Raw genomic sequence first — 18,896 nt, 5'->3', positions numbered from 1 at the left:
CAACAGGGAGGGAGTGTGGCAGCATGGGTTGGTTTGGTTCAGCACCGGGACATGCATGACCGCCCAGCGACGAAGCTACGAGACAGGTCACAAGCCGAAATGCCTCGTCATCGTTGACGACACCGCGGAATGGGACCGCGCGGTCTATTACGCCAGCCGGTGGGCGATCCGGGTCGGCGGCGGCGTCCTGATGCTGCGGGTGATCGAAACCGAGGACCAGAACCAGCAATGGCTGGGGGTCGCCGACATCATGCGCGCCGAGGCCGAGGAGGCTGCCAACGAGGCGCTCGACCGCGCCGCCGGCCGCGCCAACGGGATCGCCGCCATCACCCCGGAGCGGGTGATTCGCGAGGGCGACCCGACCGAGCAGATCCTCGACGTGATCGACAAGGACGTCGATATCGCGATGCTGGTGCTGGCCGCCAATCCGGGCGCCGAGGGGCCCGGGCCGATCATCACCACCATGGCCAAGACCATGGGGGCGTTCCCGATCCCGGTGACCATCGTGCCTGGCGGCCTGACCGACGCCGAGATCGACGCCCTGTCCTAACCTTATCGGGCCTGGAAATCGCTCCAGAGCATGGATTGAGGCCTGGAACCGCGGTTTTGCGGCTTGATCGCAGGCTTTTAAATTGCCATTTGGTAAGGGAACCCAACGCGCCGGCCTTGAACCGGCGACGCCGGAGACAGCAAATGTTCATTCAGACCGAAGCCACACCCAATCCCGCCACCCTGAAATTCATTCCGGGCCGCGCCGTGCTCGACAGCGGCACCCTGGAATTCTCCTCAGTCGAGACCGCCGCGCGATCGCCGCTTGCCGAACGGCTGTTCGCCGTCGCAGGCGTCACCGGGGTGTTCTACGGCGCCGACTTCATCACCGTGACCAAAGCGGACGGCGACTGGCAGCACCTCAAGCCCGCGATCCTCGGCGCCATCATGGAGCACTACATGTCCGGCGCGCCGTTGCTCGCCGACGGCACCGCTGCCAGCGATGACGCCCGCGACGAGGAAGACGAGTTCTTCGACGAGGCGGACGCCGAGACGGTCGAGCAGATCAAGGACCTGATCGAGACCCGCGTGCGTCCGGCGGTTGCCAATGACGGCGGCGACATCACCTTCCGCGGCTTCAAGGACGGCATCGTCTATCTCAACATGAAGGGCTCCTGCGCCGGCTGCCCGTCATCGACCGCGACCCTGCAACACGGCATCCAGAACCTGCTGCGGCACTTCGTGCCCGACGTGCAGGAAGTCCGGCCGATGTGATGGAGCGGCGAATGGCGCATGGCGGATCGCGAACAGCGTTCTCCTCGAACTCCCTGTCCGCCATTTCGTATTCGCCATTCGCCCTCCCATGATCATTCTCGCGATCGATACGGCGCTCGACGCCTGCTCCGCGGCGGTGCTCGACACCAACTCCGGCAACACCATCGCCATCGAATCGCAGGCGATGCAGCGCGGCCATGCCGAGGCGCTGATGCCGCTGATCGCGCGGGTGATGAAAGAAAGCGGCATCGGCTTTGCCGGGCTTGACCGCATCGCCGTCACCACCGGCCCCGGCAGTTTCACCGGCCTGCGCGTCGGGCTCTCGGCGGCGCGCGGCCTTGCACTGTCAGCGGAAAAGCCGGTGGTCGGGCTGTCGACGCTCGCCGCCTTCGCCGCGCCGGTAGTCGCCGAGAATGCCGCACCCCCGATCCTGTCGGCGATCGACGCGCGGCACGATCACGTCTATTTCCAGTTGGTCGGCGGTGACGGCAGCCTGATGCTCAAGCCGAAGGTTGCGCCGATCGCAGAGGCACTCGAGGCCGCACAGTTCGGCGCGCTGCATCTGGTCGGCAACGCCGCCAACATCCTTGCCGAGCGCTGGCCCGTGGATGCGGCTCCGCCGGTCAAGGTCGACAGGCAGTCCGCCCCCGACATCATTTGGGTCGCCTGGGTCGGCGCAGCGGTGGATCCCGACACTGCGCCGCCGCGTCCGTTCTATCTGCGCGCACCCGACGCGAAGCCGCCGAAGGATCGCCTGGTCATCAGCGCGCCGCCATCGACATGATCGGCTGGCTGTCGCGATGGTGGGGCGGCGGTCCGCCCGCGGTCGAGCCCGCATCCTTGCGCGATGCGGCGCGGCTCGCGCAGTTGCACGGCGCGTCGTTTCATCGCGGCTGGGGCGAAGGCGAGTTCGAGGCGATGCTGACCGAGCGCAACACGCTGGTGCACCGGCTGCGCCACGGCCGCAGGGTGATCGGCTTCGCGGTCTCGCGGATGGCGGCGGACGAAGCGGAAATCCTGTCGATTGCGATCGATTCCAATCAGCGCGGGCGCGGCCTGTCGCGCGACCTGCTGCTGACCCATCTCGGCCATCTTGCCGGCCGCGGTATCCGCACCATCTTCCTCGAAGTGGAAGAGAACAATCAGCCGGCGCGGCGGCTCTACGAAAGGGCCGGATTCGGCGTGATCGGCCGTCGCGAACGCTATTACAAGCAGCCCGGTGGGGAACATTTGAACGCGCTTCTGATGCGGCGCGACTTGTCGTAACATCGGCGCGATGGCAGAACACCCTCCGCTCTGCCACCCAAGGTTTGAAGAATACGGCCCGAAACCCATGACCACGGTGAAAATCCCGCCTGCGCATAAAAATACCGGCATCGAGGCGCGCTGCGCCGCGACCGGCATGCGCATGACCGAACAGCGCCGCGTGATCGCGCGGGTGCTGGCGGAAGCCATGGATCATCCCGACGTCGAGGAGCTTTATCGCCGCTGCGTGGCAGTCGACGACAAAATCTCGATCTCGACGGTCTATCGCACCGTCAAGCTGTTCGAGGATGCCGGTATCATCGAGCGTCACGACTTCCGCGAAGGCCGCGCGCGCTACGAGCAGATGCCCGAGAGCCATCACGACCACCTGATCAATCTGCGCGACGGCAAGGTGATCGAGTTCACCTCCGAGGAGATCGAGAAGCTACAGGCCGAGATCGCGCGCAAGCTCGGCTACAAGCTGGTCGATCACCGTCTCGAGCTCTATTGCGTCCCGCTCGACGACGACAGCAAGTCGTAACCGGGTGAGCTTCGACCTCGTCATCTTCGATTGCGACGGCGTGCTTGTCGACAGCGAGGTGATCTCTTGTCGCGCGCATGCGGACACGCTGACGCGGCACGGCTTTCCGATCACGCCCGACGGCGTGCTGAAGCGTTTCCTCGGCGTGTCCGACCGCGAGGCGCGGCGGATCGTCGAAAGCGAGATCGGCCGTGCGCTGCCCGACTCTTTCGAGGCCGAGGTCAAGCACGCGACGCTCAGTCTCTATGCCGACGATCTCAACGCGATCGCGCATGTCGGCGAGACGATATCAGCGCTGACCTTGCCGAAATGCGTGGCGTCGAGCGGCACGCCGGAAAAGATCCATCACGGCCTGACCTGCGCCGGGCTCTACGACCAGCTCGCGCCGCATATTTTCTCCGCCACCCAGGTCAAGCGCGGCAAGCCGGCGCCCGACCTCTTCCTGTTCGCGGCCAGCCAGATGGGCGCCAGCCCTGCGCGCAGCGTCGTGATCGAGGACAGCGTGGCCGGCGTCACCGGCGCCCGCGCCGCCGGGATGACCGTGCTCGGCTTTTACGGCGGCAGCCACTGCACGGCGGAACATGAGAACACGCTGCGCCAGGCCGGCGCGGCCATAACCTTCGCAGATATGCGCCAATTGCCCGATTTGATCGCTAGAATTGGTGCTGACATCCAGATTGCCGACTGAGCACACTCCGTCATTCCGGGGCGCGACCGAAGGGAGCAAACCCGGAATCTCGAGATTCCCCAGGGCGCAATTGCGGCCCTGAGGTTCGATGCTGCCGCATCGCCCCGGAATGACGGGGTGAAAAGCTGGATTTTCCCCGGTTTAAGCCTTATTTGAGCAACGGCGCCCTGATGGCGCCGTTTCCATTTTCGCATTCAGGGTTCCATGACGACGCCGCGCAAGCTGCACATCAAGTCCTATGGCTGCCAGATGAACGTCTACGATGCGCAGCGCATGGTGGACACGCTGGCCGGCGAGGGCTTTGTCGAGACCGCGAGCGCCGAAGACGCCGATCTCGTGATCCTCAACACCTGCCACATCCGCGAGAAGGCGTCGGAAAAGGTCTACTCCGAACTCGGCCGGCTGCGCGTCGCCAAGGATGAAGCCGCGCGGGCGGGCCGCGAGATGAAGATCGCGGTCGCCGGCTGCGTCGCGCAGGCGGAAGGTGCCGAGATCATCCATCGTGCGCCGACCGTCGACATCGTGGTCGGGCCGCAGAGCTATCATCATCTGCCTGCGCTGCTGAAGCGCGCCAAGGAAAGCGGCCGCGCGCTTGAAACCGAATTTCCGGTCGAGGACAAGTTCGGCTTCCTGCCGCAGCCGAAGCCGGCTGCGATCCGCGCCCGCGGCATCTCCGCCTTCGTCACGGTGCAGGAAGGCTGCGACAAGTTCTGCACCTTCTGCGTGGTGCCCTATACGCGCGGCACGGAAGTCTCGCGTCCGGTCGCGAAGATCATCGACGACGTGAAGCAGCTCGCCGACAACGGCGTGCGCGAATTCACGCTGATCGGGCAGAACGTCAACGCCTATCACGGCGAAGGCCCCGATGGCCGTGTCTGGCCACTCGGCAAATTGCTGCAGCAGCTCGCCGAGATTCCTGAGGTCATGCGGCTGCGCTATTCCACCAGCCATCCGCGCGACGTCGACGACAGCCTGATCGCCGCGCATCGCGATTTGCCCGAACTGATGCCGTTCGTGCACCTGCCGGTGCAATCGGGGGCGGACCGGATCCTGGCCGCCATGAACCGCAAGCATACCGCCGATGACTACCGGCGCGTCATCGACCGGTTCCGTGCCGCGCGGCAAGACATTGCTTTTTCATCAGATTTTATCGTGGGCTTCCCCGGCGAGACCGGGGAAGAATTTTCCGCCACTCTCGCGCTTGTCACGCAAATCGGGTACGCTGCGGCGTATTCATTCAAGTATTCGCCTCGGCCGGGCACGCCGGCGGCGGAGATGCGGGAGACGGTGTCAGCAGCCGAGATGGACGAGCGCTTGGGGCGGCTTCAGGAATTGATCGACAGCCAGCAATCGGCCTTCAACCGGGCTGCGATTGGCACAACGGTCGATGTGCTGTTCGAGCGCGCCGCGCGCAATCCGGGCCAGATCGTCGGCCGGACCGCCTATCTGCAGCCCGCCCACGTGATGGCATCGCCTGACATCATCGGCCAGATCCTCCCGGTGAGGATCGACAGCCTCGAGCGCTACAGCCTGATCGGCGAGCTCGCCACGCAATCCGCACCCGGCCTCATTTCGCAGACCATTGGAGCCTGAAATCCTTGCCCAAAAGCGCATCGGATTCGTCTTCGTTAGCTCCCAGCCGCAAACCTGACCGCGACATGCAAATGCCACCCGAGACCCGGCCGCCTGAAACTCAGGTCGTCATCGATTTCGACGACAACCGTGCCGCATCCGCGCTGGTCGGCCCCTACGGACAGAATCTGGCACTGATCGAGCGGCGGCTCGGCGTCGTGGTCGATTCCCGCGGCAACCATCTCACCATCGCAGGCTCCCGGGACGGCTGCGATGCGGCACGGCGCGTGCTCGAGACCCTCTACGCGCAGGCCGTCGAAGGGCACGACCTCGATCAGGGCGAAGTCGAAGGCGCGATCCGCGCCGTGATCGCGCAGGGCTCGCTGTTCGAATTCGACAACAAGACCGCCAAGCCGACCTTTGAAACGATCAATCTGCGCAAACGCCCGGTGCGCGCCCGCACCGCGGCGCAGGATTCCTACATCCGCGCGCTGAAGCGGCACGAGCTGGTGTTCGGCATCGGCCCGGCCGGCACCGGCAAGACCTGGCTCGCGGTCGCCCACGCAGCACAATTGTTCGAGCGCAAGGAAGTCGATCGCATCATCCTGACGCGGCCCGCGGTCGAGGCCGGCGAGCGGCTCGGCTTCCTGCCCGGCGATCTCAAGGAGAAGGTCGATCCATATCTGCGCCCGATCTATGACGCGCTGTACGATCTGATGGATGCGCGCGTCGTCGAGCGCGCGCTGCAAGGCAACGAGATCGAGATCGCGCCGCTCGCCTTCATGCGCGGCCGCACCCTGACCAATGCCGCCATCATCCTCGACGAGGCACAGAACACCACGACGATGCAGATGAAGATGTTCCTGACGCGTCTCGGCGAGAACAGCCGGATGATCGTCACCGGCGACCCGTCGCAGGTCGACCTGCCGCACGGCCAGGCTTCGGGGCTCACCGAAGCCGTGAAGCTGCTCGACGGCGTCGAGGGCATCGCGCAGGTACATTTCAAGGCCGAGGACGTCATCCGCCATGAATTGGTGGCGCGCATTGTGGCCGCCTATGAGGGATTGCCGCAAAAGCCGGCAAACGCCAGATCTTGAGACCAATAGCTTCGGCCGCGAGCCCGCGCGATGCGGGTTCCGGCCATAACGCAGATTTTGAAACCAACGTGTCTGCTTTTCCTGCAACCGAGGTTCTCGTCACCGCCGAATGCTGGCAGGCCGAGCCCGATGCCGACGCGGTGATCCATCGCGCCATCGAGGCTGCCGCCGCAATCGCCGATGCCGATGTCGCCGGCGCCGAGGTTGCTGTGATGCTGACGGACGACGCAGGGATCCGCACCCTCAACGCCAACTGGCGCAGCATCGACAAGCCGACCAACGTGCTGTCGTTTCCGGCGCTCCAGCCGGAAGGCCCCGGCGGACCCGACGATGCCCCGCGCATGCTCGGCGATATCGCGATCGCCTATCAGACGACGCGGCGGGAAGCCGATGAAGAACAGAAACCGTTCGACCATCATTTGAGCCATCTCGCGGTGCATGGCTTCCTGCATCTGATCGGGTACGACCACGAGAACGATGACGATGCCGAGGACATGGAGGCGCTCGAGCGCGAGATCCTCGCCTCCCTCGGCATTCCCGACCCCTATGCGGATCGGATCGCCTGACATGCCGGATTCCGACCCGACCCATGACAATCCGCGCAACGTGAGCAACCTGCCCGCCGTCGTGCATGACGGCGAGGTTCAGCGCCCGGCGGCCGAAGGCTGGCTGGTGCGCGCGATCCGCACGCTGTTCGGCTGGAAGGCTGGCTCGGTACGCGACGATCTGCAGGTGGTGCTCGACGCCTCGACGCCCGACGACGTCGGCTTCTCGGCAATCGAGCGCACCATGCTGCGCAACATCCTGTCGCTGAACGAGCGGCGGATCGCCGACGTCATGATCCATCGCGCCGACATCGTCGCGGTCAAGCGCGACATTCAGCTCGGCGAATTGATGAGCCTGTTCGAGAGCGCCGCGCATTCGCGGCTCGTCGTCTACAACGAAACCCTCGATGACCCCGAGGGCATGGTGCACATCCGCGACCTGCTCGCCTTCATGACCGCGAAGGCGCGCGTCACCGATGCGACCAAGACGAAGCGCAAGAAGCCGTTCCCGGCCGGGCTCGATCTGCGCAGCGTCGATCTCGCGCTGCCGCTGGCGGACGCTCATATCATCCGCAAGCTGCTCTACATCCCGCCGTCGATGCGCGCGATCGACCTGCTGGCGCAGATGCAGGCCTCGCGCATCCATCTCGCGCTGGTGGTCGACGAATATGGCGGCACCGATGGGCTGGTGTCGATCGAGGATATCGTCGAGCAGATCGTCGGCGAGATCGACGACGAGCACGATTCCGACGAGCCGCCGTCCATCGTCCGCCAGCCGGACAATTCCTTCATTGCCGACGCGCGCGCCAGCCTCGACGATGTCCGTTCTGTGATCGGCGAAGACTTCGTCACCGGCGAGGCCGGCGAGGAGGTCGAGACGCTGGGCGGCTATCTGGTGTCGTTCGTCGGCCGCCTGCCGGTGCGCGGCGAGGTGATTTCCGGTCCGGGCAATTACGAGGTCGAGGTGCTCGACGCCGATCCGCGGCGGGTCAAGCGCGTGCGGGTCACGACGCGCAAGGAACGGCCGGCACCGCGCAAGGAGCGCGAGCGGCGCCGCGAGCAGGCGCCGGATTCCGGCACCCCGCAGGCGAATGACAACCTGCCGCCGCCCGGCGAGGGAGCCGGTCCGCAGTGAGGCTCTCCGACAAGCTCCGATCGATCGGTCTCGCCGTCATCCTGACCTGGGGATGGAAGCGCGTCGTGCTCGCGCTCGCGGCAGGCGCCTTGTCCTCGCTGGCGATGGCGCCGTTCAACGCCTGGCCGGTACTGTTTCTGACCTTTTCCATCGCGGTCTGGCTGATCGATGGCAGCGCTGCGGGACGCTGGCGCGGCGTACCTGCCGCAGCGCTGTCCGGCTTCTGGTTCGGCCTCGGCTATTTCGTGCCGGGGCTGTACTGGATCGGTTACGCCTTCTTCGTCGATGCAGACACCTTCGCCTGGCTGACGCCGTTCGCGGTGCTGGGCCTGCCTGCCTATCTCGCTTTGTTCACCGCCTTCGGCTTCGGGCTGGCACGGCTGATCTGGCCGCGCGACGCCTCGCGCGTGCTGGCGCTGGCGGTTGGCTTGACGATTTCGGAATGGCTGCGCGGCCATCTGCTCAGCGGCTTTCCGTGGAATGCATTCGGCTACGCGCTGACCGAGCCGCTGGCACTGGCCCAGACCGCGTCGCTGATCGGGCTGTGGGGCATGACGCTCCTGGCCGTTGCGATCTTCGCAAGTCCGGCCGTGCTGATCGACGGCGCCTCGCGCGGCCGCAAGCCGTGGCGCGCGCCGGTGGCCGCGGTGCTGGTGCTCGCCGCGATGCTGGCGTTCGGTGCGGCGCGCCTCTCGCAACAGCCGACCAGCATGGTCAGCGGCGTCAAGCTGCGCATCATGCAGCCCGATCTGCAGCAGGACGCCAAGTTCAACTACTCCGCCAAGGCGGCGGTGATGCAGAAATATCTCACTCTGTCGGATCGTGCGTCCGGGCCGCACTCCACCGGTGTGAGCGACTCCACCATCCTGATCTGGCCGGAATCCGCGTTTCCGTTCTTCCTGACCAAGGAAGCCGACGCGATGGCGCAGATCGCCGATCTGCTGCCGAAGGGAACCGTGCTGATCACCGGCTCGGTGCGCGCACCCGATCTGCCGCCCGGTGTCCGCGTCACGCGCGCATATAATTCGATCTACGTCATCGACCATGACGGCAGCGTGCTTGCGGTCTACGACAAGCTGCATCTTGTCCCATTCGGAGAATATCTGCCGTTCCAGGACTGGATGGAGAAGCTCGGCTTCGTGCAGCTCACCAAGGTGCAGGGCGGCTTCATTCCCGGCACCATCCGCCGCACGCTCGATATTCCGAATGCGCCGCGCGCGCTGCCCCTGATCTGCTACGAGGCGATCTTCCCCGGCAACGTCGTGAGCCGCGACGACCGTCCCGGCTGGATCATCAACGTCACCAATGACGGCTGGTTCGGAATCTCGACCGGCCCCTATCAGCATCTGCAACAGGCCCGGCTGCGCTCGATCGAGGAAGGCCTGCCGATGGTGCGCGCCGCGAATACGGGCATCTCGGCCATCATCGACCCGGTCGGGCGGATCGTCGCCCAGCTCGGGCTCGGCATCGAGGGCGTGCTCGATGCCGGCCTGCCGACGGCCATCGCGCCGACGATCTACGCGCGTGTCGGCAACATCCCCGCCGCTGTGATTGTGTTAGTTGCCCTCGCAATCGTCTTGCGGAGGCGTTTTGTCAGGCGAAAGACCTGACGGCGCTTATCGCCGGTTGTCACACGAACCCGAAAAAGTGTCGAAATTTACCTCAGTGTGATTCCACCTGTTGACAGATCGACCGTGCACTTCGCATTGTACGGGTCCACGCGAAATAACAAGCCAAGTCAGCCCCTTTGCGCAAATTGTCCGCATTTCGTCCCGATCCTCCTTGCAGGATTTGACGGCACCGGCGCCTGAGGCATACTCCACGTCCAACTTGCCTCACCCCCCGGGCGCGCAATCCCTTAGGAGAGTTGGAATGTCCACCAAAGCGCCCAATCCTGTTGACAAATATGTCGGCAGCCGCGTCCGAATGCGACGCATCATGCTCGGCATGAGCCAGGAAAAACTGGGCGAGGCGTTAGGCCTGACGTTCCAGCAGGTGCAGAAATACGAGAAGGGCACCAACCGTGTCGGCGCCAGCCGGCTGCAGCAGATCTCCGAAATCCTGCAGGTGCCGGTCTCTTTCCTGTTCGACGGCGGCCCGAGCGGCGTCAAGACCGCTGACGGCTTCAGCGAGGGCTCCTCGCCGGCCTATGTGTCCGATTTTCTGGCAACCGCCGAAGGCCTGGCCCTGACCCGCGCGTTCACGCGGATCGCGGACGCCAAGCTCCGCCGCAGCATCGTCGAGCTGGTCGAGCAGATCGCGGCGCGCGAGGCGGCCGAACAGGTCTGATCCGGCCATATCCGTTTGAGAGATCGTCAAATCTGGAATATGTCATTCCGGCATGCGTTAAGGCGTGACGAGTTCCGAACCGTCGTCGCGCTTTAGCTCCTTGTTTGTGCATGATCTTTCCGGAAAACTGCTTCGCACTTTTCCGGATCATGCTTGGGCGCGTGCGCTGAATGACAAAGCGAATTCACAGGCGACGACAACAGCATGTCCAGCAACCCGTTCGAAACCACTGAGATCCTCGACGGCATTCGCCGTTGGGTCGAGATCGAAACGCCGACGGAGCGGCCGGATCAGGTCAACAAGCTGGCTGATCTCGTCGCGTCGGGATATCGCGACCTGCCGGCCACCGTCGACCGCGTTGCGGGACGCGACGGCTGCGGCGATCACCTGGTGACGCGCTCGTCGTGGGGGCAGGACGCGCCGGGCATTCTGGTGTTGAGCCATCTCGACACAGTTCATCCGATGGGATTCATCGAACGGTTACCATTCAAGATCGAAGGCGACAGTGCGTTCGGCCCGGGCATCTACGACATGAAGGGCGGCGCCTATCTCGCATACCACGCGTTCCGGCAGATCTGCGCCGACGACGTGCGCCCGCCGCTCGGCGTCACCCAGCTCTACGTCTCGGACGAGGAAATTGGCAGCCCGACCTCGCGGGCGCTGATCGAGGCCGAGGGTCGCAAGGCCAAATACGTGCTGGTGACCGAGCCGGCGCGCGACGGCGGCAAGATCGTCACCGGACGCAAAGGCGTCGCGCGCTTCGACGTCCACATCAAGGGCGCGCCGGCGCACGCCGGCACCCGCCCCGAGGATGGCCGCAGCGCGATCCGGGAACTCGGCCATGTGATCCTGGCGCTGGAGGCGATGAACGATCTCAAGCGCGGCGTCACCGTCAATGTCGGCGTGGTCCGCGGCGGCACCAAGCCGAACGTGATCGCCGAAGAGGCCTATGCCGAAGTCGACATGCGCGTGCCGACCATGGCCGATGCCGACGAGCTGGTGCCGAAGATCCTCGGCATCACCTCGCGCACCGACGGCGTCACCGTGAAGGTGACCGGCGAATTGAACCGTCCGCCCTATGAGAAGAGCAATGCCGGCGCCGCGCTCTACGAACACGCCAGGGAGCTTGCAGGCGAACTCGGCTTCGAGCTGATCGATGTGTTCACCGGCGGCGGCTCCGACGGCAATTTCACCGCGCCGCATACCGCAACCCTCGACGGCCTCGGCGTCGACGGCAAGGGCGCGCATACCCATTACGAGCAGCTCTACATCTCGTCGATCGAGCCGCGCGCGCGACTGCTCTACCGGCTCTATCAGACGCTGCGATGACCACGGCTCCGAACGACAGCGGCGATCGCGATTCGTCCGACGATGGCGCGATGGCGCATTCGCGCGGCTCGTTCTTCGGGCGGCGCAAGGGCCACAAGCTGCGCGCGCACCAGGCCGACCTGATCGACACTCTGCTGCCGCACCTTTCGATCGACATCGCGGCGCCCGCGCCCGAGGCGCTGACCGAACTGTTCGATGATGGCATTGAAAACGTCAGGCTCGAGATCGGCTTCGGCGGCGGCGAGCATCTGATCGCGGAAGCACAGGCCTTTCCGGCGACCGGCTTCGTCGGCTGCGAGCCCTATGTCAACGGCATGGCCAAGATCCTGACCCAGATCGAGGCGCACAATATCGCCAACATCCGCCTGTTCGCCGGCGACGCCGCCGAGCTACTGGCCTGGGCGCCGGCGCGCTCGCTGGCGCGCATCGACCTGATTCATCCCGATCCCTGGCCGAAGCGGCGGCACTGGAAGCGGCGCTTCGTGCAGGATGCGACGGTTGCGGCGATGACCCGGCTGCTGCCGCCGAGCGGCGAATTCCGCTTCGTCAGCGACATCGACGATTACTGCGCCTGGACGCTCGCGCATCTAATGCGCTCGCCCGACTTCGCCTGGCTCGCCGAGCGCGCGATCGACTGGCAGCAGCCGTGGCCGAACTACACCATGACGCGCTACGGCGCCAAGGCCGAACGTGAAGGGCGCAAGGCGGCGTATCTGCGCTTCAAGCGCCTGCCTTGATGCGTCATTCCGGGGCGTGCGAAGCACGAGCCCGGAATCCATCAGGCGACATGCGGTAGCGGAGAAATGGATTCCGGGCTCGCGCCAAGAGGCGCGCCCCGGAATGACGAAAACTTCTATCCCTGCCCCGCCATCCGCGCCTTCCTGACGTCGGTCGCTTCCCAGACCATGCGCTTGCCGCGCTCGCGACCGAGCAGCTCGATCGGATCATGATTGTCGATGTGGCCGAACTGGCCCTTGTAGACGCTGTAGCCGCACAATTCCTGCAAGCGGCGCGGAAAGCGGGCCGCGGTCTCGCGCGGAATGCCGAGCTGCAGATTCTCCTGCTGCCGCATCCAGCCCCAGCAATAGGCGCAAGAAAACGCAAAGCGCCTGGCGTCGCTGGTGTTGGCGCCGCCGCCATGCCACAGCGCGCTGTCGAACAGCATCACGCTGCCGGCCGGCATAGTCGCGGTGACCGCGTCGTAATCCTTGCCGTATTCCGGCGACGAATCGAATGTGTGGCTGCGCGGAATGATCCGCGTCGCGCCGTTGTCGTCGCGGAAATCGGACAGCGCCCAGATCGCATTGATCGTGATCGGGATATGCGGCCGCGGCAGCGGGATCAACTGGGTGTCTTCGTGGATCGGCTGCGCCTCCTGGCCGGGACCGAGCACCAGCGAGCAGAACGACGACAGCAGGCATTCCTTGTCCAGCACGCGCTCGACCACCGGCAGCACGTTCTCATGCAGCGGCACCTCCCAGAACAGATCGTCATAGGTCAGGAGGTTGTTGATGCGCAGCGTCTTGAAACCCTCGAACGACGTCCTGGCAGGTGCGAGATTGTGCTCGCTCTCGATTCGCAGCACCGCCGCCTTCAATCCCTCGACCAGGTCCGGCGAGGCGGCGCGCTCGATCACGGTAAACCCGTCGTCGCGGATCCGTTCGGCGTGCGATTGGATGTCGGCGTCCGTCAGCATGGCGATCTCCCCGTTGGCGCTGTGTCGCGCCTTGCGGAAAGCATAGCGGGCCGGTTCAGGTTTGGCAGGTCTTTTTAGGTCCCCGTCACCCTGAGGAGGCCGCAGGCCGTCTCGAAGGGTCGACGGCCACCAGCCGGGCCGTACACCCTTCGAGACGCGCCTGCGGCGCTCCTCAGGATGACGAGTTTGAACGTCGGCGTTCGACCTTAGCGCGACTTCCAGAAATCCACGACGCGCTGCGCGGTCGACGGCATCAGGCGGACGAAATTCACGCGCGCGCCTTCGATATCGGCCGGCGACGGCACGCGGTTCGGCCCGAGCCGCATCAGGATCAGGGCGCGCACGGTCGGCCATTCGAAGCCGATCGTCTTGCTGGCGATCAGGATCGGATCGTAACGATCGCCGGAGATCAGGCGATCGAGCGTGACGATCTTCACGCCGGTCAGCGCCGCGAGCGCCGCCACGCATTCCTCATATTTGAAGGCCTTTGCGAAGCCTGCCACCGCGGCCTCATTCAATTCGCCGGCGCGATGCAACGCCAGGATCGTGCGCTGCGCAGCAGCGAAGTCACGGCCCTCGACCTGCGCGACGACGCCTTCGATCTCGGTCAACGCCAGTTTGATCTCGGCCTGCCGTTCCGGCTTGGCGACGATCTGCAACCGGCGGCGGATCACGTCGATCGAACCGGCCAGCAGGCTCTTCAGATGCACGGGCGGAAGATCGTCACGGCGGCCTATCCGCAAGGTCAGCACGCCATCCTGACCGGCGCGCCGCACCAGCGTCGTGAAGGAGGCGTCCGAGAACGCCGCGCCCGCATTGCCGGCCGCGCTTCGGATCACATCGCGATCGCCGCGACGGACGATGACGTCGGTCAGCGCGGTCGAGAGCCTGGACCGCTCGGCCATCGCCAGCAGATGGCCCTGGCCCTTGGCATTGGCGATCTCGACCAGCACCTTTTCGTCAATCACCGGCGAGCGGCGCAGCACCGGCCCCGCGATCGCGACCTCGTCCTCGCGCGCGAGTTGCCCGACCAGATGCCTCGGCGCGTTGGCGAGCGGCGCGAGCCGTTCGGCGAGATCGATCCGCGCAGCCAGCTCGGCATGCGGGACCAGACTGGTCAGCACCCCGTCGAACAGGTCGACATGGTCGGGGTGGAAGCCCGCGGCACCCTGCAGGAACAGCTCGCCGAGCCGCCGCGCGGCCTCGGCGCGGCGCTTGGGGTCGCCACGGCGAACGATGTCGTCGAGTTCCGGGATCAGCGCGGGGGCTGTCGTCATGAGCCTTGTCCAACCGGCGGCTTCTGCCGATTTTCGGCAATCTATGGCCCGGTTCGTAAACGGAGGGTTAGGTCAAACCTGCACCCTCCAAGCCGCAAAATCGCCTCCAGCCTGATATGGAGGCCTTGCCGGACCCCGGCAAAAGGGCTATATCCACCGCAACTTATGGTATCTCATACGATCGCGTAGGAGAGTGGGCCCCCCGGGACCCGCTCTTTTTTATTACCTGGCGGGACCCAGCGAGGCCGGGTCCAGTTTAGGTAGCGTTAGCGGCCCCTTAAGGCCACCTGAACAACACAACAGACCTCAGACAACCGATAGAACCTAGACAGCCTTTGACACTGGATATGACCGATCCGACCGCCACGTCCGTGGACACCGAACTGCTCGCCGAGCCGCGGCTCGTCGTCGAGCCCGGGGTTGCGGCGCGCGTCGCCGCGGTCGCAGTCCCGGTGCTGCAGGGCATGGGCTATCGCCTGGTGCGCATCAAGGTTTCGGGCGACTCCGGCTGCACCGTGCAGATCATGGCGGAGCGCCCCGACGGCTCGATGCAGCTCGAGGATTGCGAGGCGATCTCGCGCGCGCTGTCGCCGGTGCTCGACGTCGCCGACCCGATCGAGCGCGCCTACCGGCTGGAAATCTCCTCGCCCGGAATCGACCGGCCGCTGGTGCGCCGCTCCGACTTCGAGCGCTACACCGGGCATCTGGTTAAGATCGAGATGGCAGTGGCGCATCAGGGCCGCAAGCGGTTCCGCGGCCTGCTCGCCGGCGTCGAAGGCAATGCGGTGCGCATCAAGCGCGACGATCCGCGTCCGACCGAGGACGCCGAGGTTCTCCTGGTGATGGAGGACATTTCGGACGCACGGCTGGTGCTGACCGACGAGCTGATCGAGGAATCGATGCGCCGCGGCAAGGCCGCCGAGCGCGAGCTGCGCCGCGAGCTCGGCCTCGCGCCGCCGCCGCCGGCCCACGCCAAGAAGAGCGATCCCGCGAAGAGTCAGAAGCCGAAACCCAAGCCTGCTCTCAAGCCCGGCACCAAGCCGGCGCCGACCAACACCAAAAAGCACCGCCTGGCCGCCGAACGCGCGCGCCGTGGCGAGATCGATCCATTCGAAGGAGACTAAGCCATGGCAGTCAGCGCCAACAAACTCGAACTGCTGCAGATCGCAGACGCAGTTGCGCGCGAAAAGTCGATCGACCGCTCCATCGTGATCGCGGCGATGGAAGATGCCATCGCCAAGGCCGCACGTGCCCGTTACGGCAGCGAGACCGACGTCCATGCCGAGATCGACGCCAAGAAGGGCGAGCTTCGGCTGACACGCCACATGCTGGTGGTCGACGTCGTCGAGAACTCGTCGAACCAGATTTCGCTGCATGATGCGCAGCGCGCCAATCCGGGCGCCCAGGTCGGCGACACCATCGCCGACACGCTGCCGCCGCTGGAATATGGCCGCATCGCCGCGCAGTCCGCCAAGCAGGTGATCGTGCAGAAGGTGCGCGAGGCCGAGCGCGACCGGCAGTACCAGGAATTCAAGGACCGCATCGGCGACATCGTCAACGGCATCGTCAAGCGCGTCGAATATGGCAGCGTGATCGTCGATCTCGGCCGCGGCGAAGCGATCGTGCGCCGCGACGAGATGCTGCCGCGCGAAGTGTTCCGCAACGGCGACCGCGTCCGCGCCTATATCTTCGACGTCCGCCGCGAGACCCGTGGTCCGCAGATTTTCCTCTCCCGCACCCATCCGCAGTTCATGGCGAAGCTGTTCGCACAGGAAGTGCCCGAGATCTATGACGGCATCGTCGAGATCAAGGCGGTCGCCCGCGATCCCGGCTCGCGCGCCAAGATCGGCGTGATCTCGCGCGATTCCTCGGTCGACCCGGTCGGCGCCTGCGTCGGCATGCGCGGCTCGCGCGTGCAGGCCGTGGTGAACGAGCTGCAGGGCGAGAAGATCGACATCATTCCGTGGTCGCCCGACATCGCGACCTTCGTCGTCAACGCGCTGGCGCCGGCTGAAGTCGCCAAGGTCGTGATCGACGAGGACCGCGAGCGCATCGAGGTCGTGGTTCCCGACACCAACAACCAGCTGTCGCTGGCGATCGGCCGCCGCGGCCAGAACGTCCGCCTTGCCTCGCAGCTGACCGGCTGGGACATCGACATCCTGACCGAGCAGGAAGAGTCGGAGCGCCGCCAGGCCGACTTCGAGAACTCGACCCGCGTGTTCATGGAGGCGCTCAATGTCGACGAGGTCGTCGGCCAGCTGCTCGCCTCGGAAGGCTTCACCTCGGTCGAGGAGCTCGCGCTGGTCGATGTCAAGGAACTCGCCGGTATCGAAGGTTTCGACGAGGAGACCGCCACCGAGCTGCAGACCCGCGCCCGCGAATATCTGGAGCAGCTCGAGGCTGAACTCGAGGCCAAGCGCAAGGAACTCGGCGTCGAGGACGCGATGAAGGACGTGCCCGGCGTCACCGGCAAGATGCTGGTGAAGCTCGGTGAGAACGACGTGAAGACCGTCGAGGATCTGGCCGGCTGCGCCACCGACGATCTGGTCGGCTGGACCGAGCGCAAGGAAGGCGGCGAGCCGACCAAGCATGCCGGGTTCCTCGATGGCATCGAGGTCTCGCGCGACGAAGCCGAGGCGATGATCATGCAGGCCCGTGTGAAGGCCGGCTGGATCACCGAAGCCGACCTTGCCAAGCCTGCTGAGGAGGCCGAGGCCGCCGAAGCAGAAGCGGCGTCGTAAGGAGATGCCCCACGGATGCTTGCTCAGGCTGACCCCGATCTCGACGATGGACCGCGGACGCAGAAGTCCGCGACCACGCGGATGTGCGCGGTCAGCCGCGAGGTGCGTCCGATCGACGAGTTGATCCGGTTCGTCATCGCGCCCACGGGCGAGGTGATCCCGGATCTCAAGCGCAAGCTGCCGGGCCGCGGATTATGGGTTTCGGCATCGCGGCGCAGCGTTGCTGAAGCGGTCCGCCGTCACCAATTTAGCAAGGGATTCAAGCGCGATGTCCGCGTCGCGCCGACCCTTCCCGCCGACACCGACGCCCTCCTGATCCGCAGCGTCACCGAGGCCCTGGCGATGGCCGCCAAGGCCGGTCAGGTCGTTTCGGGCTTCGGCAAGGTCGAGGACGCACTCAACCGGAACGAAACTGCAGCCCTGATCCACGCTTCGGACGGCGCAGCGGACGGAATCCGCAAATTGGACGCGATCGTCAGGCAAAGGGGCGAAAAACGTGGTGAATCGCCGGTAATCGCCGTCGTCAATGTTTTGACGTCGGAAGAATTGGATTTGGCACTTGGGCGGTCAAATGTGATACATGCTGCGCTGCTCGCGGGCCCGGCGAGCAAGACGTTCCTGTCGCGCTGCCAGATGCTGGTCCGATACCGGATGGCCGACGACGACAAGACCGCCGAAGCGGCCAGAAATTCCAGAGCCTGATCCAGGAAGGCGGACGCCGTCTTTCCGACCGGATCATGCTCAGCAAAAGACGAGCCTTGAAAACGATTTGTGCGGAAGCGCACAGCGAAAACGAGATTAGGACTGCTGAATGGTTGATACCAAGACCCCTGGCGACAAGACTCTGAGTGTCCCGAGCAAGACGTTGTCGCTGAAGCCGCGCGTCGAGACGGGCACCGTGCGCCAGAGCTTCAGCCACGGCCGGACCAAGCAGGTCGTGGTCGAGAAACGCGGCAAGCGTCGCGTCGGTGGCGATGGCCCCGGCGAGACGCATGCGCCGGAACCCGTGGTTGCAAAGCCGGTGGCGCCCGCCCCGAGGCCGCCGCAGGGCCGCCCCTCGGGCCCGCCTCCCGGCCAGCAACGCAACACCCGCTCCGGCGTGGTGCTGCCGACCTTGACTGAAGACGAGCGTTCCGCGCGTGCCAGCGCGCTGGCCGACGCCCGTCAGCGCGACATCGAGGAGCGCCGCCAGGCCGAAGAGGAAGCCAAGCGCCGCGCCGTCCGCGAGGCTGCCGAGAAGGTCGAGCGCGAGGCCGCCGAGGCCCGCCGCAAGGCGGAAGAGGAGCGGCACCGCCACGAGGAAGAGGCCAAGCGCAAGGCCGAAGTCGAGGCCAAGCGCCGCTTCGGCGAGGGCGAGGCCAAGCCCGGCGCGCCGGCCGCCGCCGCACCGGCCAGGCCGGCCGCAACCGCGACCGCATCTGCTGCTCCGGCAGCCCGGGCGCCGGCAGCCCGCACGACGACCACGACGCCTGCGCGCC

The 18,896-nt window shown here is 65.6% G+C and carries 20 protein-coding genes; 18 read left to right on the top strand and 2 right to left on the bottom strand.

All coding sequences use genetic code 11. From position 1 onward, the window contains the following. The first annotated feature begins 55 nt into the window (after positions 1-55). The 14 genes from BraRD5C2_RS22795 to BraRD5C2_RS22730 all read left to right on the top strand — a co-directional run bounded on the left by BraRD5C2_RS22795 (position 56) and on the right by BraRD5C2_RS22730 (position 12,441). Positions 56-550: a universal stress protein gene (locus BraRD5C2_RS22795; protein ID WP_092120638.1), complete on the top strand. Its 495-nt coding sequence runs from the start codon at positions 56-58 to the stop codon at positions 548-550. Between the two features lie 143 nt (positions 551-693). Beyond that, positions 694-1,263: a NifU family protein gene (locus BraRD5C2_RS22790; RefSeq protein WP_223971637.1), complete on the top strand. Its 570-nt coding sequence runs from the start codon at positions 694-696 to the stop codon at positions 1,261-1,263. An 88-nt stretch (positions 1,264-1,351) separates the two neighbouring features. Next, the gene (gene tsaB, locus BraRD5C2_RS22785; protein WP_223971634.1) at positions 1,352-2,047 is read left to right on the top strand and encodes a tRNA (adenosine(37)-N6)-threonylcarbamoyltransferase complex dimerization subunit type 1 TsaB; all 696 of its coding nucleotides are present in this window, start codon (positions 1,352-1,354) and stop codon (positions 2,045-2,047) included. Continuing rightward, positions 2,044-2,529 carry a ribosomal protein S18-alanine N-acetyltransferase gene (gene rimI / locus BraRD5C2_RS22780; RefSeq protein ID WP_223971631.1) on the top strand — a complete coding sequence of 162 codons (486 nt, stop codon included), beginning with the start codon at positions 2,044-2,046 and terminating at the stop codon, positions 2,527-2,529. The genes tsaB and rimI overlap by 4 nt, the downstream gene beginning before the upstream one ends. A 67-nt stretch (positions 2,530-2,596) precedes the next feature. After that, entirely contained in the window at positions 2,597-3,049 is a 453-nt protein-coding gene (locus tag BraRD5C2_RS22775) for a Fur family transcriptional regulator (protein WP_092120651.1), read from the top strand. A gap of 4 nt (positions 3,050-3,053) precedes the next feature. Further along, the gene (locus BraRD5C2_RS22770) at positions 3,054-3,737 is read left to right on the top strand and encodes an HAD family hydrolase (RefSeq protein WP_223971628.1); all 684 of its coding nucleotides are present in this window, start codon (positions 3,054-3,056) and stop codon (positions 3,735-3,737) included. Positions 3,738-3,941: 204 nt separating this feature from the next. Continuing rightward, complete coding sequence (miaB, locus tag BraRD5C2_RS22765; RefSeq protein WP_223971625.1) at positions 3,942-5,330, top strand: tRNA (N6-isopentenyl adenosine(37)-C2)-methylthiotransferase MiaB; 1,389 nt, start codon at positions 3,942-3,944, stop codon at positions 5,328-5,330. A 5-nt stretch (positions 5,331-5,335) separates the two neighbouring features. After that, on the top strand, positions 5,336-6,406 hold the full coding sequence (locus BraRD5C2_RS22760) for a PhoH family protein (RefSeq protein ID WP_077231173.1): 1,071 nt from the start codon (positions 5,336-5,338) through the stop codon (positions 6,404-6,406). Between the two features lie 68 nt (positions 6,407-6,474). Next, complete coding sequence (gene ybeY / locus BraRD5C2_RS22755) at positions 6,475-6,972, top strand: rRNA maturation RNase YbeY (RefSeq protein ID WP_223971622.1); 498 nt, start codon at positions 6,475-6,477, stop codon at positions 6,970-6,972. A gap of 1 nt (position 6,973) precedes the next feature. Further along, positions 6,974-8,086, top strand: a complete 1,113-nt coding sequence (locus tag BraRD5C2_RS22750) for a hemolysin family protein (RefSeq protein WP_223971620.1) — start codon at positions 6,974-6,976, stop codon at positions 8,084-8,086. After that, positions 8,083-9,696 carry an apolipoprotein N-acyltransferase gene (gene lnt, locus BraRD5C2_RS22745; protein WP_223971618.1) on the top strand — a complete coding sequence of 538 codons (1,614 nt, stop codon included), beginning with the start codon at positions 8,083-8,085 and terminating at the stop codon, positions 9,694-9,696. The genes BraRD5C2_RS22750 and lnt overlap by 4 nt, the downstream gene beginning before the upstream one ends. A 262-nt stretch (positions 9,697-9,958) precedes the next feature. Further along, positions 9,959-10,375, top strand: a complete 417-nt coding sequence (locus tag BraRD5C2_RS22740) for a helix-turn-helix domain-containing protein (RefSeq protein WP_021082652.1) — start codon at positions 9,959-9,961, stop codon at positions 10,373-10,375. A 204-nt stretch (positions 10,376-10,579) separates the two neighbouring features. Beyond that, positions 10,580-11,704: a M20 family metallopeptidase gene (locus tag BraRD5C2_RS22735; RefSeq protein ID WP_223971616.1), complete on the top strand. Its 1,125-nt coding sequence runs from the start codon at positions 10,580-10,582 to the stop codon at positions 11,702-11,704. Further along, complete coding sequence (locus BraRD5C2_RS22730; RefSeq protein ID WP_223971614.1) at positions 11,701-12,441, top strand: tRNA (guanine(46)-N(7))-methyltransferase TrmB; 741 nt, start codon at positions 11,701-11,703, stop codon at positions 12,439-12,441. The genes BraRD5C2_RS22735 and BraRD5C2_RS22730 overlap by 4 nt, the downstream gene beginning before the upstream one ends. A gap of 116 nt (positions 12,442-12,557) precedes the next feature. On the opposite strand, the gene BraRD5C2_RS22725 is transcribed toward BraRD5C2_RS22730, so the two are convergent. Both BraRD5C2_RS22725 and BraRD5C2_RS22720 read right to left on the bottom strand, forming a co-directional pair. Continuing rightward, positions 12,558-13,400 (bottom strand): phytanoyl-CoA dioxygenase family protein, encoded by an 843-nt coding sequence (locus BraRD5C2_RS22725; RefSeq protein WP_223971612.1) that lies wholly within the window; start codon positions 13,398-13,400, stop codon positions 12,558-12,560. Between the two features lie 206 nt (positions 13,401-13,606). Then, the gene (locus tag BraRD5C2_RS22720; protein ID WP_223971610.1) at positions 13,607-14,677 is read right to left on the bottom strand and encodes a DUF2336 domain-containing protein; all 1,071 of its coding nucleotides are present in this window, start codon (positions 14,675-14,677) and stop codon (positions 13,607-13,609) included. 347 nt (positions 14,678-15,024) lie between these two features. On the opposite strand from BraRD5C2_RS22720, the gene rimP reads away from it, so the two are divergent. The 4 genes from rimP to BraRD5C2_RS22700 form a co-directional block, all read left to right on the top strand. Then, positions 15,025-15,801 (top strand): ribosome maturation factor RimP, encoded by a 777-nt coding sequence (gene rimP, locus BraRD5C2_RS22715; protein WP_223971608.1) that lies wholly within the window; start codon positions 15,025-15,027, stop codon positions 15,799-15,801. A gap of 3 nt (positions 15,802-15,804) precedes the next feature. Beyond that, positions 15,805-17,418: a transcription termination factor NusA gene (gene nusA / locus BraRD5C2_RS22710; protein ID WP_223971606.1), complete on the top strand. Its 1,614-nt coding sequence runs from the start codon at positions 15,805-15,807 to the stop codon at positions 17,416-17,418. Between the two features lie 15 nt (positions 17,419-17,433). Continuing rightward, the gene (locus tag BraRD5C2_RS22705) at positions 17,434-18,120 is read left to right on the top strand and encodes an RNA-binding protein (protein WP_223971604.1); all 687 of its coding nucleotides are present in this window, start codon (positions 17,434-17,436) and stop codon (positions 18,118-18,120) included. A gap of 109 nt (positions 18,121-18,229) precedes the next feature. Next, positions 18,230-18,896, top strand: a 667-nt coding sequence (locus tag BraRD5C2_RS22700) for a translation initiation factor IF-2 associated domain-containing protein (protein WP_223971603.1), incomplete at its 3' end; no start/stop codon positions are given.

Source organism: Bradyrhizobium sp. RD5-C2 (assembly GCF_019972155.1).
Classification (GTDB): domain Bacteria; phylum Pseudomonadota; class Alphaproteobacteria; order Rhizobiales; family Xanthobacteraceae; genus Bradyrhizobium.
The sequence above is the reverse complement of the archived record's forward strand: the minus strand, read 5'-3'. Positions and strand labels throughout refer to the sequence as shown.